The organism is Limnoglobus roseus (genome assembly GCF_008254045.1).
GTDB classification, from domain to species: domain Bacteria; phylum Planctomycetota; class Planctomycetia; order Gemmatales; family Gemmataceae; genus Limnoglobus; species Limnoglobus roseus.
Genome location: NZ_CP042425.1, coordinates 8,801,895 through 8,817,117, shown reverse-complemented (window position 1 = coordinate 8,817,117; position 15,223 = coordinate 8,801,895). Strand labels below are relative to the sequence as shown.

Here is a 15,223-nt window from a genome sequence, read left to right as displayed (position 1 = left end):
TTATTTAATTCGGCGGTGGGTGAACGGATAACTCGTCACAACTTCCACGATCATCGTCTGCACGCGGTCGTCGTCTTCGTGGAGATGCTCGAGTATGCGGTCAACGACGGTCACGTCGTAACCTTCCAGCTGGCGGCAAAGGGCGTAGGCGAGCAGTTTCTCGGTCACGTTTCGGACGAGGTCCTCTTTGCGTTCGGCGATGATCGCCTTCAACTCCTTCGGCGAGCTGAACTTCTTCCCGCCCGGCAGCTCGCCACCAGCGTCAATCGGGCCGCCGGATTCATCCTTCTCCCGCCAGCGACCGATGGCATCGAAGTTCTCCAAGCCGAATCCGATCGGGTCCATAACTTTGTGGCAGTTCGCACAAACGGTGTTCGAGCGGTGCAATTCCGTCCGCTGGCGTTGCGTCAGGTCCGCGACCTTTTTCTTGTCCTGCTTATCCAATTCGGGCACATTCGGGGGCGGAGGCGGAATGTGCTCGCCGAGCAACTGTTCCAGCACCCACGCGCCGCGCTTCACCGCACTGGTTCGCTCGGGGAAGGAAGTCATTGCGAGAGTGCCCGGCATGCCTAGAATCCCGCCACGATTGGGATCGGCGAGTTGGACACGTCGCATCTGCGGCCCGGAAACCTTCTCCTTGAGGCCGTAGATCTTGGCGAGGCTTTCGTTCACAAAGGTGTAATCGCTTTCGATGAATCCGCGGACGCTGCGGTTCTCCCGGACGATGCTATCGAAGAACAGGCGGACTTCGTCGTACATCGCCGTGCGGAGGGCGGGCGTCATCTCGGGGAACTTCGCCGGATCGAACCGCTTTTCCCTCAATCCGCTGATGCCGAGCCATTGTGCTCCGAAGCCGTCGAAGAGTGCTCGCGACCGCTTGTCCAAGAGCATCCGCTTCACTTGAGACCGCAACGTGGCCGGGTCGTTCAATTTTCCTTGATCGGCGAGGGCCGAAAGCTCGGCGTCCGGCATCGTGGACCACAGAAAGTACGACACCCGCGAAGCGAGTTGAAAGTCGTCGAGGGGAACGATGGTCTCGTTTGTGGGATGTTCCTTCGCCGGAGTGATGAAGAGGAACTGCGGCGAGACGAGAATCGCTTTCAACATCAACCGCAACGACGCCGGGTAGTCGAGTTTGTTCTCACGAGCGAGGTCGAAAACACGCAGCAATACGTCGATTTCCTCATCCGAGGCGGGACGACGATACGCGTTCCGAGCGAGCGAACGGGCGACCTTCTTTGCCGCCTCCCGCGGATCGGCGGTGGGCGGGGGCGTCGCTCCGAAAAGTTGTTGTTGCTTCTCGGTGCTCGGCCCATCTTTGGGGCCGAGTGCACGGTTCAACGCTTCGTTCGCGATCACCAGGTACTGTTCCGTTTGCAATGGCGAAAGGGTGTTCAGGTATCCCTCGCCGGGCACTTCGTCGGGCAGATCCTTGGCGACCGAAGGGTCGACGCCCAAAAGGTCACGCAGCGTGTTGCCGTATTCCACCTTGTTCAGCCGGCGGATGACGAAAGCTCCAGGATCCTTCGGGTTGAGGTACTTGACCTTCGGAATCCACCCCACGAACTTCTTTCGCTCCTCGTCCGTCGGTTGCTTCTTGGCGTACTCCGGCGGCATCGCGTGCTCGTTCACGCTAACCGACGACATCTGCCATACCTTGCGGAATTCCCCCGCTCCCGGTCGCCCGAAGACTCCGATGAACGACACGTCGCCTTTCTTCGACCTCCGATCGCCGTGGCACGGCATGCAATAGTTCTTCAGAAACGGTGTAACGTCGTCGCGAAAGGTCTTGAGAATCGCCGCCCGCTGCTCCGGCGTCACAGCCTCTTCGTCCGCCGCGGGGAGGGAGGGGGTAAAGTCGAAGGTCAGCCCGATTAGGGCGACGACGAGAAGTGAGTTGTTTGGAATGTAGTTTGTCAATGTCACAACGATAGTCACCGTCGAAGAGAGAAGAGAAGCTTACGGCTCGGTGGGTTATAAAATTCTATGCCGCCAGACTTACCCACACCAGGCGGATTTAAAATTTGAGTGCCCCGCTAGATTTTGGCCCGGAGTTCATGCGGCGTTTCAGAGGCGTTTCCATTCCGGCGCGGCGATCGCTCCGGCCACGGAAAGGGGTTCGGCGTCGAGGGCGTCGAAGAGGGGGCTTCGACCCGCTCGCCGGAGCGGCCGAACGTCACCTTCACGAGCTTGGCGATGTGGGCCTGCGGCATGTCGATGGTGCCGCGGAGCGTGCCGACGGGGGCGAGGTCTTCGGCGAGTGGGCCTTGCGGATCGGCACGAACGCGGCCTTCGGTTCCGAAGGATCGAGTTGACCACGGACGTTCCGCCAGCGGTGAAAGTTCGGCTTGCGGGGCTTCCGCGACCGGCAGAACGCCGTGATGGCGACCGAGGACCGACGCTGCTTGGCGAAGATCGTTCGCCAGCGGGCGAGAACGCGTGGGTGGACATCACGGGCCTCCTGAATTCGAGGAAACCCATCAAATTCACCGGCAGCACACGACGTCACTTCACCGGACGCGAACGTTTAAAGATCACGTTGGCGAAGCCGAGCGACGCCCAGAGCCGCGGGCCGAACTGCCGGGGGTAACGGGGAGTCGAGCCGCGACGACGGCCCACAATGTCCGTTGCCCGTCCCAGTTCGCGACCGCCGCGATCGGCAGCAACTCCCGGAAGGTGACGGCGTCCCGGCCGGCGTCCGTCGGCGGCAGGTGCAAGACCGCCTCCTGCACGTCCGGGGCGAGGTTGAGCAGACTCACGATCTGGCTCACCCGCGCCCGCGTCACCTGCCCCAGGCGGGCCGCCTCCGCGTAGTTCGCGATCGCCCCGTCTCGGACGAGCCGGTCAATCCGGATCGCCAGGGCGAGCCACCGGCTGACCTTCGGGACGCGAACGCCCGCCGTCGCCGCCGGGACCGGGCCCTCTTCCAGCACCTTCCGGTACCCCCGCCCGCGCCGGGCGAAGTGGAACTCCCGCTCGATCGTCAGTTCGGTCGTCATGCCCGCTTCTCCTCGCGTTTGTCGGCCAGTTCGCGGGCGAGCGTCTGGATGCCCGCCGCCCGGAACGTGATCGCCACCTTCCCGGTCCCGCCGTCGTACCCGATCCGCTCGATCAGGAGGGCGAGGACCCGGCCCTGTTCCCGCGGCGAGAGTGTGCCCCAGACGGGGTCGAACGCCGACAAGGCGGCGGCCGCCTCGTCCTCGCCGACCACCCGGGACCGGGCCTCGACGACCTGCCGGCGGAGGGCGGCCGCCCGCGCCTCGGCCGACCCGACCCGCTCCTGCAGGTCCGCCAGCCGGGCGATCACCGGGCCGTTGTCCGCCCCCGGCCGGAGTTGCCCCGAGAGCGCCCGCAACTCCTTGTGCCAGGACGTGAGGTCCGTCGTCAGCCCCCGCTCCTCGCGGGTGAGGTCGGCCGCCCGCGTCTCGTCCTGCGCCCGGGCCTCGGCCAGGACCCCGGCGACGAGGGCCGGGTCGCGGCCGACGGCCCGGACCTGGTCGACGACGAACCGCTCCGTCTGTTCCGCCGGAACGGCCTTCGACGGGCACGTCCGCCACCCCTTCTTCTGGGCGGCCGAGCACACGTAGTACCGGTACCGCTTGGCCCCCCGGGTCGAGTGCGTCGGCGTCATCGCGCACCCGCACGGCACGCACTGGAGCAGGCCCTTGAGGACCGCCCCGAACCGGTTCCGGGCGGCGGTGTCGCCCCCGCCGCCCCGCCCGTTGTGGGCGAGCTGCGATTGGACCCGTTGCCACACGCCCGGGTCGACGATCGCCGCGTGCTCGCCCGGGTGGACCTCGGCCTTGTACCGCACCTTCCCGGCGTAGACGACGTTGGTGAGCAACTTGTACAGGCTCGTGCGGGTGAACGCCTTCCCGCCCAGCACCAACCCCTTGCGGGACGTCCACGCCTTGTTCTGCCACCCCCGCCGGGCGAGTTCCTCGACGACCGGGAGGAGCGACCCCTCGGTCAGGTAGAGCTGGAAGATCGCCCGCACCCGGTCGGCCTCGGCCGGGTCCACGACGAGCTTGAACCGGTCCGGGTCGACGGTATAGCCGAGGACCGGCCGGCCGCCCGTCCACTTGCCCTTCCGTCGCGTGGCCGCGATCTTGTCCCGCGTCCGCTCGCTGACCAACTCCCGTTCGAACTGGGCGAAGGAGAGCAGCACGTTGAGGACGAGTCGGCCCATCGACGTGGTCGTGCAAAACTGCTGCGTCACGGACACGAACCCGACCTGGTGTGCCTCGAACGTCTGCATGAGGGCGGCGAAGTCGAGCAGCGAGCGGCTCAGCCGGTCGACCTTGTACACGATCACCACGCCCACCCGGCCGGCCGCGATGTCTTTCATCAAGCGTTGCAGGCCGGGCCGGTCGGTGTTCCCGCCGGTGAACCCGCCGTCGTCGTACCGGTCGGGGAGGACCGTCCATCCCTCGCCGCCCTGGCTGCGGACGAACAACTCGCCCGCCTCCCGCTGGGCGTCGAGGGAGTTGAACTCCTGGGCGAGCCCCTCCTCGGACGACTTGCGAGTGTAGATCGCGCACCGGGTCAGTTTCACGACCGCCGCCGGCGTAGTAGGCTTCGGTTTCATGGCGTTCCTTTCGGGCCGAGGCGGAAGAAGTGGAACCCGTTGACGTGGGACCCGGTGACGGCCTTCGCCACGGCGGACAGGGACGGGTACGCCTCGCCGTCGTACTCGAACCCGGCGGTGAGAACCTGGACGCGGACGACCGTGCCCTTGTACGCCCGGGTGAGGATCGTCCCCGGCGGCGGCAGCCGCGCGTCCGCCGCGAACGGCAGCGTGCGGACGACGGGTTCGGCCGCGTCGGAGGCCGCCGCCCGGCCCCGCGGCGGGTTGAGCCGCAGGTCGGCGTCGTTGGCCAGTTCCGCGGCCCGCCGCAACGCCCGCTCGGTCAGGCCGCCCGCGGCGTTGGCCTGGAGTCGCCAGGCGATCCGGCGGACGAGCCATCCCTTGTTCGCGGCCCGGGTCGGCTCGCCGTGGGCCTCGGCGTACTTCGCCCGGAGTTGCAACACGGTCAGCCGGGGGAGCTCGGCGATCGCCTTCTTCAGCGCGGCGTCCATCAACGGACCTCGGGGGTCTCGGTCGTCCGGGTCGCGTCAACCCGCACGACCAGTGACGCTCGTCTCGGGGGGAAGGTCAAGGGGATTCTCGACCTCTTCTGGCCAGTGGGGTGGTTCGGCCGGAGTCGCCAGGGCGTGCCGGTCGCGGAGGCGGAGGAGCCCGACCGCGAGGATCGCGGCGAGTTCCCGGAACCGTTCGTCCGGGGTGAGTTGATGGGGCGGCAGTTCGGGTCGCACGAGGGGGCCTCGGAGGGCGTCCCCCAGCGACCGCCGCTTCGCGGTGGGTCCGCTGACCGGAGCGGGTGGAAAAAATCTCTGCCTGTTAACTATGCCGGGCGGGTTCGAAGTGACGCGGCCGGGCGAAACATCGGCCCCCGGCAAAATCGCTCCCGGGCTCCCGACGGTTGTCCCGAGCCCCGGCCGTCGCTCGGCGGCTCGACGTTACGGAATTGAGAAGGTCGTGTCGGACGGAAGCCGAATCCCGAACCGCTCGCCCAGAACGCGGAGGAGGTGCCCGGCGTCGGAGAATTCGAACCGTTCCAACACCTCGGCCCCGCGGCGGCGGGTGAACTCGCGGTTCAGGACCGACAGCCGCGTGCCGTCGGGGCTGGCGAGCGTGACCGTCAAGTTCTGCCGGAACCGGGACTGCGGGCACGTGCTCGTCCACCAGTTCCCGACCTCGCGATCGACGGCCGGCATCTCTTCGAGCGTGAACTCGTACACGTCCACCTACGCGTCGCCGACCTTCGCCTGGTGGAAGTACCGGAGCAGGGGGGTGCCGTCCTCGCGGACGATCCGCCGCGGTTCGTGCGGCGTCGGCTGCTCGTCGCCCATGACGTCGAGCCGGACGGAGGCCGTCGGGCTCAGGCCGCCGACCCCGACGTCAGCGAGCCACGGCACGCCGTCCAGGTCGACGCGCAAGAACAGGTGCGTCCGTGGGGGGATGACCTCCCGCGGGGCCTTGAGCCGCACGCGGGCCGACAGCGGCGCGGCAGAGAATGCGAGGGCCGCCAGGGCCCGCAGCAGCAGCGAGTTCTGCTCGAAGCAGTACCCGCCGCGGCGGTCCCGGACGAGTTTTTGCTCGACGTCGGCGTCGGCGAGCGAGACGCCGCGGCCGAGCAGCACGTCCACGTTCTCGAACGGGATCGAACACAGGTGGGCGTGAACGATTTGGCGGAGCACGTCGAGCGTCGGGGCCTTCGGGCCGGCGTAGCCGATGCGCGTCAGATATGCGTCGAGGTTCACGGAGGCCCTTCCCGGGTTGACGGTCGAACACCGGTCCGCACGCCCTACGAAACCGACGCCGGGCGGATCGCCCCAACCCCGACCGACGACTCGTGACCGCTCGCGGCGGCCGGGGCGGGCCCGCCGCTGGCCGCCCGCTCGAACCGGGCCGCGTACCCGGGCAGGTTGGTCCCCATCAGGCGGTCCCATGCGTTGAAGTACAGCCCGTAGTTGCCCCGGAACCGCTCGTGGTGCAGGGCGTGGTGCGTCGGCGTGTTCACCAGCTTGCCGGCCCACGTCCGCAGGAACCACCGGGGGTAGATCTCGTACCCCAGGTGGCCGAACACGTTCCAGACGATCTGCCACGTCATGAACGCTAGGAAGACCAGCCCGTGCATGGGGATCAGGCAGACGACGAGCGGCCCGATCCCGGCCTGGACGACCGCCTCGCCGACGCCGAAGGCGTACGCCGCCCACGGCGTCGGGCTGGTCGACAGATGGTGCGTGCGGTGCACCCGGCGGAACACCCGCGGGGCGTGCATCAGGCGGTGCGTCCAGTAGAAGTACGTGTCGTGCAGCAGCACCGCGAGGGCGAAGCTGGCGGGCAGCCACCACCAGCCGTACTTGTCGAACCGGCCGTACAGTTGGGTCAGCCCGTACCCGGCGGCGATCAGCACCACGAACGTGACGGCCGCGAAGACGAGGATGCTGCGGAGGGAGTGCAGCACCTCCCGGCGGACCTGCGGCCGGTCCGGGGCCTTCGTGCCGATCCGGCGGTGCCCCAGCCGGCGGCGGAACAGCCGGTAGAACGTGACCCACAGCAGCCCGGCCGCCGTGGCGTACAGGACGGCCGTCGTCACCATCTCGCCGGCCGCGCCGGCGAACGCCCGTTCCACCCGCTGTGCCAGGTCCACTCGAACACCTCGACCGGAACCGGGAATCGCTCGGCGCCGAATCCGCGTAAGCGGAGATTGTAGGGAACGGTTCGGGGTTGGGCGGGTGCTCACCGGCCTCGGACACGCGAGGCACGCCTTGGCTTCGGCTTCCGGGCCCGACGACGGGAAGGGAGTCGGAGCGGCTCGGAGGCCGCCGGTCGGAACGAAAAAGCCGGCCGCGGCCGTCGGGGTGTCGCCCACTCATTCTGACGGCCGCAGCCGGTTCTCTTGTGTTTCCCCTCGGCAACGCCCGGCCGTTCATCACCCGGAACGAGTTCTCACATCCCGTTCGTCCGGGAAGAGGCTCGGCGTCTCCGCCGGCCGCGGCCAACTCTGCAACCGGTAGCCCCGTTTGTCCTTCGGGTTCAGCAATGCCCGTTCCGCATCAACTCGGCCAGCACCGAAATGCCTCACACGTACATCCGAAGCGATATTGTCCGTTCGACGAAGTCCCTTCTTACTAGCCGTGGTAGCCTCGGCCTTCCTTTCCTTTCGAGTCGTGCCGGCTCATGCCGAAGACGTAACGCGATCCGGTCCGAGAACAATTGTGGCGCGACACTATCGCCGTCTGGCGGCCCAGCGGCCTCGCCGTTCGCGCGTTTTGCACGCAACGCCAACTGACCGAAACACGTTCCACCGCTGGCGCCGCGAACTCCGGCGGCGGGACAGGGGCAGGTTGTCGCCGAGCACGGAGACGAAGACGAGGCAGGTGGGCGATCCCAACGCCCGCCTTGAAGTTCTGGAAAACAAGCTCAATCACTCACTTCTGCGGGCCTTTTTTTCGCGGTCGCCCATCGTGGCGAACAGTGTACCAACTCCGTCTCAGGTGCCCGCTTCGCCTTGGACGCGGCGGATCGCTCGCTCGAATTGCTTGCGAACCGCCTCGCCGGTCCGCCCTAAGTCGGCGGCGATTTCCGCCCACGTCCGGTCGGCCAGACGGGCGTCGAAGATGCGCCGCTCCTCGGCCGAGAGCACCGTCCGAACGCTCGCGAGCGAGACAGAGGCATCTTCGCCACTCGTACCGTCTGGCGGTTCGTCGTCCCGCCGCAACAAGCGGCGAAAGTTGCCCCGTTCTAACTGCCGCTTCCGCTCGAACTCGCGGACGCGATTCCAGGCGACTGCCCTCGCCCACGCGAGCAACTCGCCCAGCGTCTCCGCCTTCAGATCCGCCGGCTTCTCCCACATCCGGCGGAGTACGGTCTGGACCAGGTCTTCGGACTCGACCAGCCCTTGAACGTGCTCCTTGGCCCGGCGAATCCGCACCACGCGACGGATCTGTGGGCCGTACCGGGCCGCAAATTCCACGTGCGCGGCCGGGTCGCCGGCCCGAATTCGCTGGAGGAACGCGGCCACCACGTCGGGACTCTGGTCGTCGGGCACGGGTGTCCCCCTCCGCGGGGCGAACGAGTTTTCGCCCACGTGTCGAGAAATTTTTGTCCGCTTGCGGTCGCGAACCCGTCTGCAAGTCGGAATCTGTTGTGGGAATGATGTCGTACAGGTGTTAGATTGTATCGAGCATTCCCCGAACCGACCCGAATCTTGGGGAGAATCGACATGTCTCGATCGTACTACCTGCTGGCGGTGGCCGCGGCCGCGGCGGCCGTGCTCGGCACGGCGACGGCCGGCCGCGGGGACGACCTGAAAACCGTCGTCCGCGGGGCCGCGGAGGACTGCGCCAAGTGGATGAAGGGCGAGCGCCAGAAGGCTCTGGCCCTCGGCAGCGTCACCGGGCCGGACACGTTCCCGACGTCCGGCGGGCCGATCATCCGCGACCAACTGGAGAGGGAACTGCCCGCCCAGGGCGTGACCGTCAAACTCGTGGCGACCGTCGGCCTGCGGGTCAAGTACCTGTTCCGCGAGGTCCCCGACGCGAAGGACCGCAAGCACTTGCGGCCGGCCGTCGACCTCGTCTTCACGTTCACCGACGGGGCTGGCGTCGAACTGGAAAGGTTCGAGCGGCGCGTCACCGACCCCGCCTCCGTCCGGCTGATCCTCGGCCTGTCCGTGGACACCACGACCGTGATCCTCGACGACGTGAAGGCCGACGAGGCCACAGTGACGAGCTTCCGCGACCCGAAGGCGGCCCTCGACGGCACGGTCGCACTGTCCGGCCCGGACAGCACGTTCGGGATCGAGATCGTGCGGAACAAGGTCGGCGTGCCGCTCGCCGACCGGGACGGGCTGGCGTTCGCCAACCTCGCCCGCGACGACCAGTTCGACGTCCGGCTCGTCAACCGCTCGAACACGGAAATGGCGGTGAAGCTGGCGATCGACGGCCTGAGCGTGTTCCACTTCACGGACGTGCGGATCGCCGACGGCCCGCGGAAGGGCGAGCCGCGGTACTCGATGGTCCTCGTAAAGCCGAAGGACAGCGTCGTGGTGCCGGGGTGGCACAAGACGAACGCACTGTTCGAGCGGTTCAAGATCACGGAGTACGCGAAGAGCGGGGCCGGGCTGGTGAACCGGGACGACGCGCGGGTTGGCACGATCACCGCGTCGTTCGCGGCCGCGTGGGTGAAGGCCCCGCCGGCGGACGAGCCGCCGCTGAAGAAGTCGCCGACCGACGCCGTGGGGTTCGGCTGCCCGGTGCCCGGAACAACCGTTCCGGTGGAGCGAACGGTGGGGGCCGAGCGGGCGACGGTGAGCGTGCGGTACGAGGTGGCGAAGTAGCGAGGGCGAGTTTCGTGGAACTTCCCAGGAGGTGGGTCATGGGCCGGATTTTGATGGCGGTGTGCCTGTTGGCGGTCGTGGGGCGGGCGGAGGGGGAAACCCAGCCGGTCATGGTGTTCGACACCGGCGGGCACACGAACAAAGTCGTGGGAGCATTCTTCCTGAAGGGCGATAAGCAAATCGTCACCGCCTCGTCCGACAACACGGTGCGGGTGTGGGACATCGCGACGGCCAAGACGGAGCATATGTACCGCCTTCCGATCGACGGCAAATACGACGGCACGGTACAGGTCGCAGCGATCTCCACGGACCGCCGGTTCTTGGCCGTCGGCGGCAATAATCCGTTCGACGAGAACCCGTATGCCACCATCATCGTCTACGTCATTGACTTGGTCGAAGGGAAGATTGCACACACGCTGGTAAAGGATGCTCCGTACCTACGCTCCCTATCGTTTTCACCCGACGGGCAATACTTGGCGGCGGCGAGTTGCACGCGGGGGGCGTGGTTTTGGAACCTGGATACGCGACAGGTCACACGGCTCACGGAAGATCGATGCTGTAATTTCGTGAAATTTCATCCGGAGAAGTTCATTGTTGTTGTCGATGGCGTCCGGCGAGACGATCAAACGTACGCCACGTTCGAAACGTACTACGTTCCGAGTGCGAAATTGGCCGCCCAAGCCCAATCGGGCAAGCGGTCCACGACCGACGCTGGGGCAAGCAACGCCATTTGGGTTGGGAATGACAGATTGGTTTCCGGCCACATCGGAATGTCGCTGTCGTTCTGGGACCATGCAGGGGCAAATTACGTCAACGTCAAATTGCCGATCACCGTGCCGGCGAAGGTAAAGGACGACATTTATCCTACGGAAGTGGTTCGCTCTCCTGACGGCCGCAAACTCTTGGTCGCGGGGCCGGCGGACATTACACCGAACGTGATGCTGATTGATACGGCCACGAACAAGCAACTCGCTGAAATGACGGAACACCTCTTCGATGTCCATGTCGCGGATTTTTCCTCGGACAGCAGCTTGGTCGTCACGGCCGGGTACAAAACCGAGATATACGTCTGGCAGGCTGAAACGGGCAAAGTAGTCGCGCGGCTCCGAGGCCCTGGCGGGGGGTTCTCGGCCGGTGGGTGGTCGCGACGGGGGACGGCGTTTGGGTTCGGTCGGAGCATGTACGATTCGGAAGACCCAAAAGCAGCTCTCCCGATCGAATGGGCCTTCGACCTTCCAACACTCACGCTGGGACTCGCGACCGGGGAAAATTTTATCCGCACCCCCCGCATCGAATCACCCAGTCTAAGGCTTGATCGGGGCATCGCCGAATCTCTTCGCAACGCGTTCCGAAAAAGCCGACCTATCCAACATCCCGCTGCCGGGAGCAACCCACCCGTCAACGCGAAGCCCGACTCGCAGTTGTCGGGATTGAACGACGAGGACATTCTTAAATCCTTTCGCCCTGCCGTACAGCTGTTGTCCGACGACCGCGCGATTGTCGTCTACGGTGGCAACCGCATGTACCTGTGCGAATTGTCCACCGGCCAAATTAAGCAAATGTTCTATGGTCTCGCGTCTACACTTTCCGATTTAGTCGCTTCACCGGATGGTCGATGGATTCTCACGAGTTCCTATGACCAAACGTTGCGGGTGTGGCGAGTGGATGCCGAGGTTCCAGTACTGTCGGTGTTCGTGGCCGACAAGGAGTGGGTCGCGTGGACTCCGGAAGGGTACTACGCTTGCTCCCCCGGCGGTGAGCGGATGGCCGGGTGGCAACCCGTGGGCACCCCTGGCTCGTTCGGGACGTATAACGCCGCTGTGCAGTTCAACACGCACTTCTACCGCCCGGACGTGATCAAGCGGACGCTCACTGAGGGGTCCGCGGGCCGGGCGGCAAAGAAAATCGCCGAGGAGACCGTCGCCCCCGTACCGCCGGAGTTCCGAAGGGCGCAACCGCCGTCGGTGTCGATCATCTCGCCCAAGGCGCTCACGAAGTTCTCCGACGACACGTTCGAAGTCGAAGTGCTGGCCAAGCCCGTCGGGGACAACCCGATCACCGAGTTGCGGCTGCAAGTGAACGGTCGGTCGTACGAAGGGGCCGGACGGCGGGGGACGCGGACGTACGTCGACCCACGGCGAGAGGAGGTGCGGGAGAAATTCGTCATCGAACTCAAGCCGGGCGAGTACCTGCTTAAGGGCCTGGCGGAGACCGCCGGTAAGAGCCAAGGCGAGTCAACCCCTGTGAAGGTGGAGGTGCTAGGGCTTGAAGCCCGCAAGCCGCGGCTGTTCGGCGTCGGCGTCGGCGTCGGCACTTACGCCGACCGTGCCGACACCGCCTCCCTGCCGCACGGCGGTAGGGACGCCACCGCCCTCCTGAAGACGCTGGAGGCCCACGGCAAGAACCTGTTCAGTGGGGTCCAAACAAAGATCTTGACGGACGACCAGGCGACGCGGAAGAATATGCTCGAAGCCCTCAAGTGGATGGGCAAGCAGATGACCGACCGCGACGTGGGCGTGTTCTTCTTCTCCGGCCACGCGGACAAGGACGAGCAGGAACTGCTGTACCTGTGCTGCCACGACACCCGGCGGGCGGACCTCATTGATGCCGGCATCCCGGCCAGCCAGGTGAAGGAACACCTGGCGAAAACGAAGGGGACCATCATCCTCGTCCTCGACGCCTGCTACGCGGGTGCCATCGACGACGCCGTGACGAAGGACGCCGGGGACTCGGTCAACGACCGTATGGCCCGGCAGTTCGCCACCACGGCGAGCGGGCTGATCGTCCTGTGCTCTTGCCGGGGCAAGGAGCAGTCGCTGCAAGACGCCACCGACGGCGGGTACTTCACGCACGCCTTGATCCAAGGGCTGAAGGGGAAGGCGAAGGCGGTCGACGGCGTTGTCCACCTGCCGCAACTGTTTACGTACGCCGACGAGGTTGTGCGGGCGCGGAGCAAGAACCGCCAGACGCCGTACTACCGGGCCAACACCGGCACGCTGCCGGCCGTGGCCCTCAGCCGCCCGTAGCTTCCCGGACGCCACCATGCCGCCGACCGCCGACGATTGGCCTACCCTTCCGCCCGACCGCCCGCCCGAGTGGTGGGCGCCCCTCCTCGACCACCAGGCCATGGCCTGGGCTGGCGGCGGCGGCCCGCCCACCGAACTGTACGTGGAGCGGTACCCGGAGTTGGCAGGTTGCCGGGATGCCGTCGTCGACCTCGTCGCCGCCGAGTACGACTGCCGGAAAGGTTTCGGCGGTCCGCCCGCCGAGGCTTACGCCGCCCGCTTCCCGCACCTCGCCGCCGAGGTGCGGGAGTCGATCGCCTTCCTGGAAAACCTGGATGCGGATCTCGCCCCGGTGGCCCTGCCGGCCGGCTACCGGTTCCTCGCCCACCTCGGCCGCGGCGGCATGGCGAGCGTGTACCTGGCCGATGCCAGCGGGCACAAGGTCGCCGTCAAGGTGCCGCACCCGTCACCCCACGCCGAGCGGACCGCCGCGCGGTTCGAGGACGAAGTCCGGGCCGTCCTCTCCCTCCGGCACGACGGCATCTGCCGCATCGTCGGCCATAGTTCCCTCCCTCCGCGGTTCCTCGCGATGGAGTACGTCGAGGGGGAAACGCTCGCGGACCGCATTGCGAAGGGGCCGCTCTCGTCGGCCGAAGCGGCCCGCACCGCCGTCGCCGTCGCCCAGGCCCTCGGGTACGCCCACGACCGGGGCGTGACGCACCGAGACGTGAAGCCGTCGAACGTCATGCTCCGGACGGACGGGCGGGCCGTCGTCCTCGACTTCGGCGTGGCCGCCTTCCGCGAGGACGCCCGCGCCTTGACCGGCACGGGCGAAATCCCCGGCAGCCTGCCGTACACATCGCCCGAGCGCCACCGCGGCGAGACGGCGACCCCGGCCGCGGACGTGTGGGGGCTGGGGGCCGTGCTGTTCGAGATGCTCACCGGCCGGCGGATGTTCGAGGGCAACCAGGGCGAGGTCGTGCTTTCGATCGTCGACGGCGAGTACCCCGACCCGGCCCAGTTCAACCCGGCCGTGCCGCCCGCACTGGTGTTGATCGTCCGGCGGGCAACCGACCGAGACCCGGCCCGCCGTCACCCGACGATGGCCGCGCTCGCCGGCGATCTCGAACGCTTCCTTTCCGGCGATGTGGCGACCCCACCGCGGCGACGGTGGCGGGCCGTCGCCCTCGTCGCGGCTCTCGCGACGGTGGCCGTCGCGGTCTTGGCCGGGTTGTTCGGTCGCACCCCCCGGCCGGCGGACGAGCCGCCGGCGGCGAAGACTCGGCAGGCGGACGAACCGCCTGCGAAGAGTCGGCCAGCACTTTCGCCCGGCGAGCAGCTTCGCGCCATCAAGGACCACCTCGACAAGCAAGCGCCCGCGGACCGCCTGGCTTTCCGCTACGTGGTCCTCCCGGCCGGCGTCACGGGCGACGAATGGGCGGGGGCAGTGAACACCCTGCTGAACGCCCTGCACTGGCGGGCCAACCCGGCGACGGCCGAACCCCTGGGGCCGCATGGCAACCCGTTGGCGATCGATCTGCGGGCGCTCGGGTGGGACGCCGCCGGCGGCGACGGGCGGACGCGGTGGGACCGGTTGATGGCCGCGTACCCCTACGCCCTCACGCCGGGGGCGAAGACCGACGACGAAACTCGGCGGCTGTCGCGGCAGGTGGCCGAATGGGTCCGCGACGAGACGCCCGTGGTCCGCGCGGACTGGCTGGTGGCGAACGCCGCCGCGGCTCCACTGTACGCCGGCCTGTTGGACATGCCGCCGACGCTCGCCGGGTTGGCCGACCGCCTCGGCGCGAGCAAGATTCCGTTGGCGCCGGGCCGGGCGGCGACCCAGGCCGGGTTCCTGTTCTTGAAGGCCGACGGCCTGGTTTGGTTCACCCTGCCCGGCGGCGCGCGGGGGTATGCGGCGTTCGGGCTGACCGGCAACAGTGGGCCGTGCGGCGGGGCGCCGTTGCTCGGGTGCGTTGCCTGTCACCCGCGGCCGGGCGAAGAGGGCAGGCCGAATCGCAAAGGGGAATGGGCGGCGGTGACGGACCTCGCGCGGCGGCACGGCGAGACCGTGGTGACGGCCGCGATCGCGGCCGCCGAGTTGAACCTCGCGCCGGATGCCCTTGCGGGGGCCGTCGCCGACAGCGCCCGCCTTCGGGAAATCGGCCTCGAATCGCTGGCGGCCGGCGGCACCGTCGCCCGCACGGCCTGGGAAGGGGCCGATCCGCAAGGCACGGGCAGTTCGGTGTTTCAAATCGCGGCCCGCGAACTCAGGGCCGGCGTGCCGTACCGCCGGCCGCGGTGATCCCG

General features: G+C 67.4%; 11 protein-coding genes and 1 pseudogene. 3 read left to right on the top strand and 9 right to left on the bottom strand.

Annotated features, from left to right (window positions below; all coding sequences use genetic code 11):
* From PX52LOC_RS37845 to PX52LOC_RS41450, 9 genes and pseudogenes are all read right to left on the bottom strand, one after another.
* A complete protein-coding gene (locus PX52LOC_RS37845) occupies positions 1 to 1,926 on the bottom strand; it encodes a DUF1592 domain-containing protein (protein ID WP_246173589.1) in 1,926 nt (641 codons plus the stop codon).
* A 256-nt stretch (positions 1,927 to 2,182) separates the two neighbouring features.
* Positions 2,183 to 2,509: an IS66 family insertion sequence element accessory protein TnpA gene (tnpA, locus tag PX52LOC_RS44325; RefSeq protein ID WP_390636325.1), complete on the bottom strand. Its 327-nt coding sequence runs from the start codon at positions 2,507 to 2,509 to the stop codon at positions 2,183 to 2,185.
* A gap of 25 nt (positions 2,510 to 2,534) precedes the next feature.
* Positions 2,535 to 2,999, bottom strand: a complete 465-nt coding sequence (locus tag PX52LOC_RS37840; RefSeq protein WP_178132600.1) for a hypothetical protein — start codon at positions 2,997 to 2,999, stop codon at positions 2,535 to 2,537.
* Positions 2,996 to 4,588 (bottom strand): recombinase family protein, encoded by a 1,593-nt coding sequence (locus PX52LOC_RS37835; protein ID WP_149114943.1) that lies wholly within the window; start codon positions 4,586 to 4,588, stop codon positions 2,996 to 2,998. The genes PX52LOC_RS37840 and PX52LOC_RS37835 overlap by 4 nt, the downstream gene beginning before the upstream one ends.
* Positions 4,585 to 5,079, bottom strand: a complete 495-nt coding sequence (locus PX52LOC_RS37830; RefSeq protein WP_149114942.1) for a DUF2924 domain-containing protein — start codon at positions 5,077 to 5,079, stop codon at positions 4,585 to 4,587. Before PX52LOC_RS37830 ends, PX52LOC_RS37835 begins: the two co-directional genes overlap by 4 nt.
* 36 nt (positions 5,080 to 5,115) lie before the next feature.
* Positions 5,116 to 5,316 carry a hypothetical protein gene (locus PX52LOC_RS37825; protein ID WP_149114941.1) on the bottom strand — a complete coding sequence of 67 codons (201 nt, stop codon included), beginning with the start codon at positions 5,314 to 5,316 and terminating at the stop codon, positions 5,116 to 5,118.
* A 204-nt stretch (positions 5,317 to 5,520) separates the two neighbouring features.
* Positions 5,521 to 6,261, bottom strand: a pseudogene (locus PX52LOC_RS43145) (arylamine N-acetyltransferase family protein).
* A gap of 107 nt (positions 6,262 to 6,368) precedes the next feature.
* On the bottom strand, positions 6,369 to 7,217 hold the full coding sequence (locus PX52LOC_RS37815) for a sterol desaturase family protein (RefSeq protein WP_149114940.1): 849 nt from the start codon (positions 7,215 to 7,217) through the stop codon (positions 6,369 to 6,371).
* An 843-nt stretch (positions 7,218 to 8,060) separates the two neighbouring features.
* Positions 8,061 to 8,618: a sigma-70 family RNA polymerase sigma factor gene (locus PX52LOC_RS41450; RefSeq protein WP_168219460.1), complete on the bottom strand. Its 558-nt coding sequence runs from the start codon at positions 8,616 to 8,618 to the stop codon at positions 8,061 to 8,063.
* Between the two features lie 174 nt (positions 8,619 to 8,792).
* On the opposite strand from PX52LOC_RS41450, the gene PX52LOC_RS37805 reads away from it, so the two are divergent.
* From PX52LOC_RS37805 to PX52LOC_RS37795, 3 genes are read left to right on the top strand one after another with little or no spacing between them, the layout of a single operon-like run.
* Positions 8,793 to 9,908 carry a hypothetical protein gene (locus PX52LOC_RS37805; RefSeq protein ID WP_168219459.1) on the top strand — a complete coding sequence of 372 codons (1,116 nt, stop codon included), beginning with the start codon at positions 8,793 to 8,795 and terminating at the stop codon, positions 9,906 to 9,908.
* A 38-nt stretch (positions 9,909 to 9,946) separates the two neighbouring features.
* Positions 9,947 to 12,934 (top strand): caspase family protein, encoded by a 2,988-nt coding sequence (locus PX52LOC_RS37800; protein ID WP_149114937.1) that lies wholly within the window; start codon positions 9,947 to 9,949, stop codon positions 12,932 to 12,934.
* A 16-nt stretch (positions 12,935 to 12,950) separates the two neighbouring features.
* Positions 12,951 to 15,218, top strand: coding sequence for a serine/threonine-protein kinase (locus PX52LOC_RS37795; protein ID WP_149114936.1), 2,268 nt, complete (start codon positions 12,951 to 12,953; stop codon positions 15,216 to 15,218).
* Positions 15,219 to 15,223 lie beyond the last annotated feature (5 nt).

What these genes read in the sequence shown, in the direction of transcription:
- PX52LOC_RS37830 (WP_149114942.1), bottom strand. Translation starts at nt 5,079, where the DNA reads ATGGACGCCGCGCTGAAGAAGGCGATCGCCGAGCTCCCCCGGCTGACC.
- PX52LOC_RS37800 (WP_149114937.1), top strand. Translation starts at nt 9,947, where the DNA reads ATGGGCCGGATTTTGATGGCGGTGTGCCTGTTGGCGGTCGTGGGGCGG.
- PX52LOC_RS37835 (WP_149114943.1), bottom strand. Translation starts at nt 4,588, where the DNA reads ATGAAACCGAAGCCTACTACGCCGGCGGCGGTCGTGAAACTGACCCGG.
- PX52LOC_RS37840 (WP_178132600.1), bottom strand. Translation starts at nt 2,999, where the DNA reads ATGACGACCGAACTGACGATCGAGCGGGAGTTCCACTTCGCCCGGCGC.
- PX52LOC_RS37805 (WP_168219459.1), top strand. Translation starts at nt 8,793, where the DNA reads ATGTCTCGATCGTACTACCTGCTGGCGGTGGCCGCGGCCGCGGCGGCC.
- PX52LOC_RS37795 (WP_149114936.1), top strand. Translation starts at nt 12,951, where the DNA reads ATGCCGCCGACCGCCGACGATTGGCCTACCCTTCCGCCCGACCGCCCG.